Source organism: Granulicatella sp. WM01, from assembly GCF_004570605.1.
GTDB lineage: Bacteria > Bacillota > Bacilli > Lactobacillales > Aerococcaceae > WM01.
Genome location: NZ_SPPB01000015.1, coordinates 17,372 through 30,631, shown reverse-complemented (window position 1 = coordinate 30,631; position 13,260 = coordinate 17,372). Strand labels below are relative to the sequence as shown.

The 13,260-nt window shown below is 32.5% G+C and carries 11 protein-coding genes; all 11 read right to left on the bottom strand.

The features are described from left to right. Nucleotides 1-209: 209 nt before the first annotated feature. Nucleotides 210-932, bottom strand: coding sequence for a cell division protein FtsQ/DivIB (locus E4T68_RS03535; protein ID WP_135124185.1), 723 nt, complete (start codon nucleotides 930-932; stop codon nucleotides 210-212). A gap of 10 nt (nucleotides 933-942) precedes the next feature. Next, entirely contained in the window at nucleotides 943-2,040 is a 1,098-nt protein-coding gene (gene murG / locus E4T68_RS03530) for an undecaprenyldiphospho-muramoylpentapeptide beta-N-acetylglucosaminyltransferase (RefSeq protein ID WP_135124183.1), read from the bottom strand. Next, a complete protein-coding gene (gene murD, locus E4T68_RS03525; RefSeq protein WP_135124181.1) occupies nucleotides 2,037-3,413 on the bottom strand; it encodes a UDP-N-acetylmuramoyl-L-alanine--D-glutamate ligase in 1,377 nt (458 codons plus the stop codon). The genes murG and murD overlap by 4 nt, the downstream gene beginning before the upstream one ends. A gap of 121 nt (nucleotides 3,414-3,534) precedes the next feature. After that, nucleotides 3,535-4,506, bottom strand: coding sequence for a phospho-N-acetylmuramoyl-pentapeptide-transferase (gene mraY / locus E4T68_RS03520; RefSeq protein WP_135124179.1), 972 nt, complete (start codon nucleotides 4,504-4,506; stop codon nucleotides 3,535-3,537). Between the two features lie 41 nt (nucleotides 4,507-4,547). Next, on the bottom strand, nucleotides 4,548-6,764 hold the full coding sequence (locus E4T68_RS03515) for a penicillin-binding transpeptidase domain-containing protein (protein ID WP_135124177.1): 2,217 nt from the start codon (nucleotides 6,762-6,764) through the stop codon (nucleotides 4,548-4,550). Then, a complete protein-coding gene (locus E4T68_RS03510) occupies nucleotides 6,761-7,087 on the bottom strand; it encodes a short coiled-coil protein (protein ID WP_135124175.1) in 327 nt (108 codons plus the stop codon). The genes E4T68_RS03515 and E4T68_RS03510 overlap by 4 nt, the downstream gene beginning before the upstream one ends. A 13-nt stretch (nucleotides 7,088-7,100) precedes the next feature. Beyond that, a complete protein-coding gene (gene rsmH, locus E4T68_RS03505; protein WP_135124173.1) occupies nucleotides 7,101-8,042 on the bottom strand; it encodes a 16S rRNA (cytosine(1402)-N(4))-methyltransferase RsmH in 942 nt (313 codons plus the stop codon). A gap of 18 nt (nucleotides 8,043-8,060) precedes the next feature. Next, nucleotides 8,061-8,495, bottom strand: coding sequence for a division/cell wall cluster transcriptional repressor MraZ (gene mraZ, locus E4T68_RS03500; protein ID WP_135124171.1), 435 nt, complete (start codon nucleotides 8,493-8,495; stop codon nucleotides 8,061-8,063). 427 nt (nucleotides 8,496-8,922) lie between these two features. Further along, nucleotides 8,923-10,122, bottom strand: a complete 1,200-nt coding sequence (locus E4T68_RS03495; protein ID WP_135124169.1) for a peptidoglycan bridge formation glycyltransferase FemA/FemB family protein — start codon at nucleotides 10,120-10,122, stop codon at nucleotides 8,923-8,925. Between the two features lie 11 nt (nucleotides 10,123-10,133). Further along, complete coding sequence (gene srtB / locus E4T68_RS03490; RefSeq protein WP_135124167.1) at nucleotides 10,134-10,982, bottom strand: class B sortase, LPKTxAVK-specific; 849 nt, start codon at nucleotides 10,980-10,982, stop codon at nucleotides 10,134-10,136. A 589-nt stretch (nucleotides 10,983-11,571) separates the two neighbouring features. Then, nucleotides 11,572-12,624, bottom strand: a complete 1,053-nt coding sequence (locus E4T68_RS03485; RefSeq protein WP_135124165.1) for a hypothetical protein — start codon at nucleotides 12,622-12,624, stop codon at nucleotides 11,572-11,574. Nucleotides 12,625-13,260: the final 636 nt, after the last annotated feature.

Here is a 13,260-nt window from a genome sequence, read left to right as displayed (position 1 = left end):
TGAAATAGTATAGCCCTCGTTTAATAATATTTCAATTTGACTTCTTTCTTTATCACTTAAGTGTTTATAGTGTCGTTTTGTGGTATAATGTACTTCAGACATGAAAATCTTCCTATCTATTTGGTTTAGCAACTTTAGTATAGCTGATTTTCATGTTTTTTTGTTTATTTTTATTTGTTGCACTTCATTTTACAACACGGGGTTTTTATTTATTCATAAGGCGAAAAATATGCACCTACTGTTAAATCAATGATACCTTGTTTGTCTTTAATAATTGTTTTCATAGTATTATAGTAATTTAGCTTTTTAGCAAATTCTGTATAATTCACTTTAATTTGATTGCCATCGCTCATGTATAGACTCATCACTAATTTATCTGTTTCGTGATAAATAATTTCTGAAACTTGATGACGTAAACTAGGCTCTACTTTAGCAAATTCTTTCATGGCAATTTCTAAAGTGTCCATACTTCCATCCCATTTGATAATCGGAACAGTCCCCATATATTTTTGTGAATCATCTTGCAAAATAGTCCCATTAGCTAGCACACTATAATAATTACCGTCTATTTCCACTATTGCAATTGTATCGTATTCTTTTATAGCAATTATATACGTATTATTTGCAGAAATAGAAATATCTACCGTATCTACCCTAAAAAAATCCTGTTTAATCATTTCTTTTACCTCATTAGTTTTTAACCATGCTGATAAAATTGTTTGATTAGGCACTATTTTAGATCGAGCTATTACTTGAGCCTTGTCAAGTTCATTTGTTCCCACGACAGATATGGTTGAAATTCTTGAAATTGGCATGACAAAGTAGGTTGTGATACATAAGGAAAGAAATAAAATTAGGGCTATCCACTTTTCAGGCACAGTCATATCCCTGTGTAAAAAGCCTTTGGATTGTCTAGTTTTTTTCTTAGCCATAGCCTACTCCTTATTCATTTATATAGTTAGCAATCAATGCAAATAATCGTTGACTGGCATCTGTGATACCTAAACGTTTTGCATGTTTTCCCATTGCTATTCGTTTATCACTATTTAACATTAATTCTGTTGTTAATGCAAATAATTTCCCTGTTTTTAACTCTTCTTCTTTTACCATGTAAGCAGCTTGTTTATCTACTAAAGTTCGTGCATTTTTTTCTTGATGATTATTTGTCACATACGGACTAGGAATTAAAATACTTGGCAATCCTAATGCGGTTAATTCTGCTAATGTAGTCGCTCCACTTCTACACACAACTAAATTTACTGAGCAAAGAATATCCATCATGTCATCAAGGTAAGGAACAATAGCAATATGCTCTTGTTTGGAAGAGATTTTTGAAACTACTTCTTCGTAATGCATTTGACCAGTAACCATAAGCACTTGATAATGTTGATGTGCGTAATCTTGATAAGATTGAATAAAATCTTGATTTAAATGTAAAGCTCCTCGACTCCCTCCAAAGATAAGCACCGTATCTTTTTGAGAACTTAATCCATATTTTTCCAAACTATTTGCTTTTGGTGTCCATTCAGCAACTTCTTGCGCTCTTGGATTACCTGTTAACACTAATTTTTCTTGATATTTTTCTAATTCTTTAACAGTATCTTCAAAACAGATAGCGATATTATTGACATACTTTGCCAAAAATTTGTTTGTCACACCTACAACACTATTTTGTTCATGAATAATCGTTGGAATAGACAACTTTGAAGCGGCATATAAAACTGGTGAACATACATATCCACCTGTACCAATCACAATATCCGGCTGAAATTTTTTTAATATTTTTTTAGCATGACGTACACTCGTCAACATATACCAAGCTGTTTTTATATTTTCAAGAGATAATGAGCGTTTCAATCCTTGTATTTTAATCGCTTCAAATGGAATTTTTTCTTTGTTTACAACAGTATTTTCTAATCCTTTTTCTGTTCCAATATATAAAAATTCTGCATTAGGATAATAACGTAAAATATATTGTCTTAAAGCTAAAGCCGGGTAAATATGCCCTCCTGTTCCACCACCTGATAATACTATTTTCATTGTTTATCCTCTCCTTTATTCGCTAAACGATTGACTAATTCAATAAACGTATCACCACGTTCTTCAAAACTAGAAAATTGATCCCAACTTGCACATGCAGGTGAAAATAGAATCACATCTTTTTCTTGACTAACATTAAAGGCATGGTGAACAGCTTGTTCCAAATAATCAACTTTAACAATGTTTTTAACATGAGCTTCTTTTCCTGCTTGATATAACTTGTCTTTAGTCTGCCCATATACAACCATTACTTTAACTTTACTTAATGACGGCACTAACTCCTCAAACCCATTGCCACGATCTAATCCTCCAGCAATTAAAACTACTTGCTTATCAAATCCATTTAACGCCATTTGTGTTGCTAAAATATTCGTTGCTTTTGAATCGTTATACACCACTCGTCCATTAAAGGTTCCAATATATTGGCTACGATGTTTTACTCCTTGGAAGCTATAAACAGCTTGCTGAATCTGTTCATTTGACTGTCCATAAAGTTTAGCCGCCAATGTTGAGGCTAAAATATTTTCCAAATTATGACTACCCGGAATTTGTATATTAGACAATTTTAGAACAGGTTCATCAAACACAAAAATCTGTCCGTCCTTAATATATGCTGCTTCATTTGTATTTGTTTTAGAAAAATAATAGACTTTAGCTTTAGAGTGTTTTGCAAATGTATAACTTTCCTCTAAATCTCCATTTAAAATCAAACTATCTGTACTGTCTTGATTTTTTATCATATTCAATTTAGCTTGGACATACTCTAAACGATTACCATGATAATCTAGATGTGCACTGTAAACATTGGTAATAATGGCAATTTTTGGTTTAAATGTTTGTACACCCATTAATTGAAAACTAGACATTTCCATAACAATAGTGTCCATTGCTGTCGTTTGTTTAGCAACACTTGTAGAGGGAATTCCAATATTCCCAGCTAAATAAGTTTGTCCTTTTTCTGAGACATGTTGCAACATGTGAAACAACAATGTAGTTGTCGTTGTTTTTCCATTTGTTCCACTCACACTTAAAATAGGTGCTTGTGACACTAAATATGCTAACTCAACATCTGTTAAAATAGGGATAGCTAACTGTTTAGCTTGTTTTACTAATACATTGGTGTAAGGTATACCTGGATTTTTTATCATATAATCAAATGTATCGTCCAATAAGTTTTCTGGATGATACCCTGTAATGACTTGAATACCAAGTTGTTCTAAATGATGCACATCAGACAAATCTTGAGGTGTTTTTCCGTCATTAACGATAACTTCTGCACCGAGTTCATGCAGCAAAAGGGATGCATGATACCCACTTCTTGCTAAACCTAATACACATACTTTTTTATTTTTAAATTGAGTCACTTCTTTCATATTCTTACCTCTTTTTATCACATCTTTTTTATCCTTTATCTGCTTTTATATAATAAGGTAATGATAACTTACCATATAAAAACAGATAGAAACAGAAGTCTATGGACTTCTGTTTTATCTATTAAAACAGCCATAAGTAGATGCATGCACTACTTAATCCTATTAACCAAAACACGCTGACAACTTTCCATTCACTCCACCCACTCAGTTCAAAGTGATGATGAATAGGACTCATTTTAAAAATACGTTTTTTTCTTAATTTATATGACCCTACTTGTAACATGACACTAGCTGTTTCGATAACAAATACACTTCCAATAATCAGCAAACTCCATTCAACTTTTAATAAAATCGAAATACTTGCCAATACTGCACCGAGTGCTAATGAACCAACATCTCCCATAAAAATTTTAGCGGGTTTTTTATTAAATAAGAAGAAGCCAATCAATCCTCCCATTATTGCTAAACAAAATAGCAAGATTTCACTATTTTTTTGTGTATAAGCAATAATAGCATACGCTCCAAAGGCAACACTAGCTGTACCAGCCACTAATCCGTCTAAACCATCAGTCAAATTAACAGCATTTGAAAAACCTGTTAACCAAATTGTAGAGAAAATTAAGTAAGTGAACACGTGATTTATCTCTCCAACAAATGGCAAATGAATACTTGTAGGCATACCTGAAAGGAAAACAATGCCTACGTATCCTAAACTGAATATTAACTGACAAATAAATTTTTGTTTGGATGTCAATCCTTCATTTTGCTGTCTAATTAATTTTAAATAATCGTCTAAAAATCCGATAGTTGCAAATGAAATCAGCACGAATAGTATTGAGAAAAACGTGGCATTGACAAATTGATTAAGTATTGCAATGACCAAAAATGTTATCACTGCTGCAATGACAAAAGCAATCCCACCCATAGTTGGTGTTCCTGTTTTTGTTTCATGCCATTTTGGTCCTTCTTCACGTGTCACTTGTCCCATTTTTTTTTGTGTAAAGTAAATAATGAAAAATGGCATTATAACAATAGTTAACGTAAAACTTGCACAAAACGTGATGAACATTTCAAAAAATATAAATTGATTCATTATATCTTCTCCTTATTTTTATTGGTATCAACAAACATATCCTATTCATTTTCTTTAGTTGTTGATGCACCCATTGATGAACGTGTTGTTGTCATAGTCTGTGTCTGTTTAGCACGCAATGTAACCGTCAAATCTTGATTTTCAGATACAGTTTTATCTTTAGCAATACTTTGTGCACTAACATATCCTTCTCCGTCATAAGTTACATTTAGTTGTAGCAATGCAGAGATTTTCATGACGTCAGCTTTTGACCATCCAGTCATATCAGGCATGCTTACTGTTCCACCTGTATATAAAAAGATCTTCGTATTTGTTTCATACATTTGATTATCAAGTGGCATTTGATTGACAACTGTACTTCCATTTCCTAACACAATAATTTGCTTAAATCCTTGTTGTTCTAAACTTGTTTTAGCAACATCTATGTTAGCTTGTCTAGCATCTGGTAACATTACTGAACGAATACTTGGAGAAGCACTTTCATCATTTTGTTTGATATAAGTCATAGCATAGTCTACAAAAGGATTAAACACCTTAGATAAACCTTCCGGTCCAACACTAAGTCCTTTTTTCGTTGGTCTATCCATAGTCAAATACACAATATATTCTGGCTTTTCACTTGGGATAAATCCAACAACTGAAAACAAATAGCTTTCATCTTGTAAGTATTTCCCTAAAGTATTATCAAACACTTGGGCCGTACCTGTTTTAGCAGATAAGACAATATTATCAATTTTATATAAACTAGCCGTTCCACCTGTACCATAAACAACTTCCTTTAAATACGTCAACACTTGATTTGCTGTGTTTGCAGAAATAGGTGTCGTTAAAGATTGTGTAGGGGTATACGTAATTTCTTTTGTCTGTGTATTTTCAATACGATCGACAAATCTTAATTTTTGCATCGTTCCATTATTTGTTATCGCTGTAAATGCTTGTAGCATTTGCAAAGTTGTTACAGAAATACCTTGTCCAAATGAGGTTGAGGCTTTAATTTCGTCAGCACTATAGCTATTTAAGCCCTCTGCTTCATTTGAAAAACCACTTTGTGTAGATGTTCCAAAACCAAAAGCATCTAAATAACTTTTCCATTTATCGTAACCGATTTGTAACACCAAATTGACAAATGCCACGTTACTAGAACGTGCCAACCCCTCTAAATACGTAATGGTTCCCCAACCTTCCATATTCCAATCTCTAATGGTAATTGTGCCAATATCAACACTACCTGAACGATAAAGAGCATTTGGACTATAAATTCCTTCATTAATAGCTGCTGCCAAAGCTATAACTTTCATGGTAGATCCCGGTTCGTAGGCACTTTCTACGATATGATTTATCCAACCTTCTTGCGAATAATCTTGAACTTTAGTATTGAATGTTGGACGTTGACTTACGGCAACAACATCACCCGTTTTAGGTCTAACTACTGTTGCTGTCATACTTTTTGGTTTATACTCTGCATAAACAGAGGTCATTAATTTTTCAAGATGTTCATTTAATCGGCTATCTAGTGTTGTATAAATATTATTTCCGTCTTGAACTTGTTCAATAACTCGCTCAGTTCCGGACACTGAATAACCGTATGAATCTTTATCGTAATTGATCAGACCGTCAATTCCAGTTAACTGTGCATTATACGCTAATTCAAGCCCCATAACACCTTTTAAAGGATTCCCTTTAGCTTGTTCTGTAGTGTCTTGACGAGTATCTTGAGCTAATCCGATAATATTATTTGAAAAGTACCCTTTTGGATAATCCCTTGAAATTTTTTCAGTAAAATTGATACCTTTTAAATTTTCTTTTTCAATAGCTTCTTTTACAGCATAGGACAAATTAGAACCAGCATTTCCAAATGATGTTTGATTAACACTTGTATTATTTAAAAGTTGTAAAATATCATTTTCACTCATATTAATATGCTTAGCTAATGCTTTGGCTGTTGCTAATTTATCTTCTACATAGGATACCCCTGCATATTGATTGGTTAAAACGGCGTATAAAGAATACGTCTTAACATCTGTTGCAATAACTTCTCCTGAAACATCATAAATTGTTCCACGTTTAGATGCGACAACCTCATCTTGATTATATAATTGATGAACAAGAGTGGTTAAATCTTGTCCATTAACTGTTTTAAAAACCATAAGCTGTCCAAAACGCAAGACGAACACAAGAAGAAGCCCTACAATAATCCAACTGTAAAAACGCATAATGCGCTGAGCATCTTGTTTACTCAGATGTTTTATTTTTCTCATTCCGTCACTGCTTTCACATTTTTTTCATTTTGCTTCAACCCATATTTTGTTGCAATGTCCACAATTCTATCATAAGTCATCAAGTCATCAATCTTTTGTTGCAACACTTGATTATTAACTGATATTTTCTGTGTTTCTTCTTTAATAGTTTCTACACGTACGTTAATTTCAGACACAAGACTACGTGTATAAATGCTTGAAGCCATCAATAAAATAATAATACTAGCTAAAACAACTAATGTGACACGTTCAAAACGTGTTAAACGCACATGCTTTTTTCTGACATTGGCTATTTTTTCTACACGGTTAATTAATACGTTCATGATTCCTCCTACTTTACATTATTCTTTCTATTACTCTTAATTTAGCACTTTTTGAACGACTATTCTGTTCAATTTCCAAAGGTGTTGGTAAAATTGGTTTTTTCGTCACTAATCGATAAGGCACTTGTATTTCAGTCGGTAAAACAGGTAATTTGCTTGGCAGCTCTTTTACTGAACTGTATTCTTTAAATAACGTTTTAATGATGCGATCTTCTAATGAATGGAATGAGATTGCACTTATTCTTCCATTCACAGCAAGCATACCTAATGCATCTTCCAATGATTGTTCAACTGAACTCAATTCGTCATTAACTGCAATACGAATAGCTTGAAAAATACGTTTAGCTGGATGCCCACCTTTTCTACGTGCTGCCATTGGAATAACATCTCTAATAATATCGACTAATTCAAGTGTTGTCGTAATACGCTTGCTTTCACGTACACGTTCAATTTCTCTAGCGATTTGTTTAGAAAATTTTTCTTCACCATACCGATAAAATATTTTTACTAGTTCATGATATTCCCATTCATTAATAATAGTTTCTGCTGTCAGCTCTTGAGTTTGATCCATTCTCATATCTAAAGGTGCTTCATACCGATAACTAAATCCTCTCTCAATCTTATCTAATTGTGGAGAGGACACACCTAAATCATACATAATACCGTCAACTTGACTGACACCTAAAGCCTCAAGTTTTTCTTTAATAGCAGCAAAATTACTTTTAATAAATGTAATCATCCCTTTTTCAATATACGGTGCTAATTTTTCTTTTGCATGAGAAAGTGCCATATCATCACGATCAAACACGTATAAATGCCCTCTTTCAGACAGCTTACTTAATAAATATTGACTATGCCCTGCACCGCCTAATGTGCAATCCACATAAATGCCATTCGGCTTTACATTCAAATAATCTACTGTTTCATGTAATAACACTGTTGTATGTTCAAACATTCTTTTCCCTTACCGTTCTTAAAATTCAAAATCAGAAATATTCTCCGTCAATTCTGGAATTTGTGCTTGTGTATCTGCTAAATAGCTTTGCCATTTAAGTTCGTCCCATATTTCCAAGCGATCAGAAACACCAATAACACGACAGTTTTTCGACAATTCTGCATACTCTCTTAACGTGGCTGGAATCATAATCCGTCCTTGCTTATCAAACTCAACTTCGCTTGCAGCAGAATAGAAAAATCTGACAACTGAACGAGCATCTTTTTTTCCAAGAGGTAATTGACTTGTTAATTTTTCGGTCAAAGATTGCCAACTATCCTTTGGATAGCCAAATAAACACCCGTCTAAACCACGTGTTAAAATAAACTCTTCACCCAATTCTTCACGTAATTTAGCAGGAATAATAATTCGACCTTTCGCATCAATCGTATGCTTAAATTCACCCATTAACATTGTCAAACACCTCCTTTACCACTTATCCTCCATATTCTACCACAAATACCCACTTTTCACCACAAAAAAATTAAAATTTCTATTTTTTTACAAAAAGTAGGTTATTCCATTTTAGTCTTTGATGTATGTTTTATTTGCTTTACCTCAAAAAATTAGAACAAAATCGGCAATACATGGTATGTTTTCTTTTCTGTAACATAACCATCACCCAAAAAATATTTTCCTATTCCCATACAAATAGTTAAACGCTTTACTGTCATACCTATATCATTATAGTTTGTTCCACTTTTTTAATGTAAATGTCACAAAAAGTTTGCTTTATGCATGCTCCACTAACAGATAACCAAACGCTTTACTATCACACCTATGCCATTTTAGTTTTGTTCCACTTTTTTAATGTAACCGACACAAAAAAGCTGATAGTAGGTCACTTATCAGCTTTAATATATGCCAATAGTTTTCTCAGTGTACTAAATAATGCATATTTCAAATGATTGTTTATAATATGAAATTCTCCAATATATTCTTCAGTAATCGCACCAAATTGACTTTTGTATCGACGCAATCCATCATGTTCATGCTCACTTATTCCTCCCATGGACACTTTTTTATACCCTAGTTTTTGTGCATATTCCAATACGGCATAATCTAAGGCATATTGTGCATGAGTTGATTTTAATTGTTCGCTTACGCCACCATACAACATTTCATACGTGTCAGCATAGCCTATTGATAAATTACACGCTAAAACAATTTTTTTCTCATGTACTGAATTCAGTTCACTTAAATAAGAATGCAACATCTTTTCTTCATCTTCCATCAATTTTATACGTTTAGGGCTACTGACAAGTAATTGTTTTTGAGCGTTTAAATCCTCAAGTCTATCTATAACTTTTTCTCTAGTTGCACAAACATCTATTTCAGCAAAAGAAAGATGCGCATGCATGGCATAACATTCAAGTAGTCGTCTAAAATATTGGATATTCCTCAATTTAATCCCATGCCGTTTTTCTACACCTCTTAAAATATGATCAAAATCTCTCAAACGACTGGCATCATGTTCAACAATAGTAATATGCTTTTTCAAAGAACGACGGATAATTTGTTTAGTGCTTGAAAAAACAGTGTGTTCAAGAGGCTGTTCAAGAGAAATAACTGCCTCATGTCTAGGTTGAATGGTATCATTCATATATTTAGTAAAGCCAATATGCTTAATGGATAGACTTTCTAAATGTGCCTTAATTTTTAATATATCATCATTTACTATTGAACTTTTCTTATTCTTATATTGGTACACCATTTTAGGATCAAATATAACCGTATCTAGTTGATGTTGCACAGCTAATTGAGTAATGCTTTTCATGGTGAACTCAACTAAAGGTTTATCCGTATAATCTAAAATAGGCCCTCTAGGAATATAGCCTATACGAAATATCTTCCCAATTTCACGATAAAGCAATAAGCCAGCTCCAACAATAGTATTGTGCCGATAAATTAAAAAATGGCAATGGTTCCATTCTTGTTTAACCTCATACCAATGATATGATTGCAATAAGGAATGTAAAACATGCCCACTCACAAATGCATCATATTCTTCTGGATTAACTGTTGTTTCTACTCTATACATTGACTCATTCCTTAACGTGTTGGTTTATAAGCAAGTTTTTCTCCGTGTTGTGCTAAAAACTCTGGCAATTCAGCATCAGTGATTTGACGTAAATATAAATTAGAACGAATGGTATCATCATCTTCTCGGCACGTAGATAATACTAAATAATTGTCACTAGATTGAATATTTACTTGCTTAGCCTTAGACGTCGCTTGTTTTTGAACTTCACTTAATTGGTTTACAAATTCATCATCACTATTAAAATGTGTCTTATAAAATGCCGTATTTTCTGGAACAATAATTAAAAACATCGCTTCATAGTAATATTTACGTTCAGGGGTTTCAATGACAACATACCGATGCTCATCAAAATAAGTTTGATTATCATAATAATTTACGGTTTTAAACATACGATGATCCGGCACATGACTCCCTCTTGCATGACCAAATAACCACGTTAACTTATCTGAAAACTGTTTATTATTATCCATATCCATATAAACACTTCCCAATAACGGTTTATGCTCCCCTTCAAATGTCTTATCTAAATACGTTTCATTATCATGAGTTTGCACAATAGGTTCATCTAAAAGCGTATTTGGAGCGTACACATACCCTACCGCTTCAGAGTTAATTTGACTTAGCGACTTGAAACGTTCACTCAAATATTTCTTTTCATCAGCAGACACTTGATAAGTTTGTTGCTGAGTCACTTTCTGTTTGGAAAGTAATTGAGTAGACGATTTATTCTCTCCTTGTTTACTAGGTTCACTTTGAGATAAAGCATATATCCCTAAAATACCTACGATACATAACACACTGGCAATAATCCAATATAGTACCTTATTTTGTTTCCTCTGCACTCTACTACTTCTCATAAACTTCTTTCCTTTCTGTTGTAAAAACAAATCTATTCTTTCTTATTACCCATCTTATTTTTTGCTTACTCCATAACAACACTAATTATGTACAGTTCATAATCATTGCCGGTATAAAAAAGCTATCCTTTTTGTAATCAGTACACAATAAAAACCTTTTATCCTAAAAAATGCACTACCCTCACTCATGTTAACCATAAAAAAAGGCTAAACACAAAACATAAAATCGTTTATCGTCTAAAAAAGTGATGATATGTATTTGTCACATTTATCTTGTCATAACATAAACGCTAATTTATAGCCATATACTCTTATCCATACTATTTAATTTATAGTATTTTTTAACGCTTCCTCTACTTTATAGACGTTAATTTTTTCGTTAAACAATTATACAACTAACACTATTTTTCTTTCCTATCGTACTTGTCAACACGCCATAAATACGTACTCTATTTAAACACATACATAAAATCAAAAATCTCTATTAAAAAACAGCCATAAATTAAGATAAAGACACTAATTTATAGCTGTTTCATTAAAGTCATTTATTAAGTATCATTCAGAACATTATAAATAAACACAAATGTGATTATTTTACAGCACTTGTTTTTGGCAATACTTTCTCACCAGTTGGTGTGCTTGCAACTGATGGTTTTGCTTGATTTGATTGTGAAGCCTCTTCTTTGTTTTCTTTGTTTTCTTTATTTTCTTTGTCTTCTTGTTCAGCTGTTCTTGCAACTTCTTCTGCTTCTTTTTCAGCGTCTGTTTTTTCAACAGGTGCTACATCTTGTCCTTGATATTCCACACCATTCTTCAAATGGTTAATTCTGTTTTGTTTAATTGCTTCATTTAATGCCTCTACAGCACGGTCTAAATTAGCACGTGTTACACTTAATTTGTCTGCTGCTTTACGATAGGCCTCCAACGCTTTTTCGTATGCTTGTTTAGCACGACGAACCGCTGCATTATCATCAATATTTAACGCATCTCTTTTATTTTCTGCATTTTTTACATCAACTTTAGCTTTTCCAAGTAATTTTGTATCGTTATCAATAAAATTATGTAAATCACTAAGTGCTTTTTCAGCTGCCTCAAGTGCACCTTTTTTAGCTTGTACTTCTGCTTCTAACGGTCTAATATTGACTTGTGGTGATTGATTTTTTCCATCTTCTAATGCTTGTTCAGCCGAAGATAATTCTTGTTTAGCCGTGTTTATAGCAGCATTAGCTTCTGGTAATTTGCCTTGATTTACTGCAATAGCATCTTCAATCCTTGCAATTTCGTTATTTCCTACAGCAATCAATTCATTTAAGTGTGCAGTTTCTTTTGCAATATCTTGACTTGCTTCTATACGAACTTTTTTATATTCAACTTCTGCAAATTCAAATTCTTTTGCTGTAGTATTGTAAACATTTAGCACTTGTTGATGTTCTGCAAGACGTGCGTTAAATACATCGCGTGCATTATTTTCTGCATCAATCGTTGTTTGCAACGCTGCTGCAAGTCTTTTTTCATCCTCCTTATTTTTCAAATTTTGCAACGTGGGAATACTGTCATTATCTTGAGCTGATACAGATAATGTAGTTGCTACAGTAGACAGTAATGCCACAGATGCTAATAATACTCTTACTTTTTTGTTCATATGTAGTCCTCCTTAAATTTGTTCATACTAATGTATGACAAGCCCATTATATATATATATATATATAACATGTCAATAGTTTTCACGTATTATTTTTTATTAAAATCAAGGATTTGAACATGATGTATAAAAAGACTACTAATTAAATAATTTAAATTCAAAATAGATTGATTTAACAGAAAAATAAATAATGATGAATATATATATATATATAATATCGATAATTTTCATGTGTTATTTTTTATTAAAATCAAAGATTTGAACACAAGATATAAAAAGACTACTAATTCAAGGATTACACTTTAAAACAGTCTGATTTAATAAAAAATAAATAATAATGACTAAACAAATCTACTGAAAGAAAAAATAGAGCATATATACAATGCTCCAATCTTTAAAATTTACTTTTTTACACACAATACATTTTTATTGTATACCACTATTCAACGTATTAAAAAACAACTGACATATAGCACTTTCCCATTAAAGTCTTGTATAATACTTATCTCATTCATTATTGTTTATATACTCCCAAAAAATAAAACTGCGAGAAACCAACGTTACAAACGTAGGATTTCTCTCAGTTTTAACATGATCACTTCAGACACAGTTTAATTTTTCCCAGCCCCTTATTCT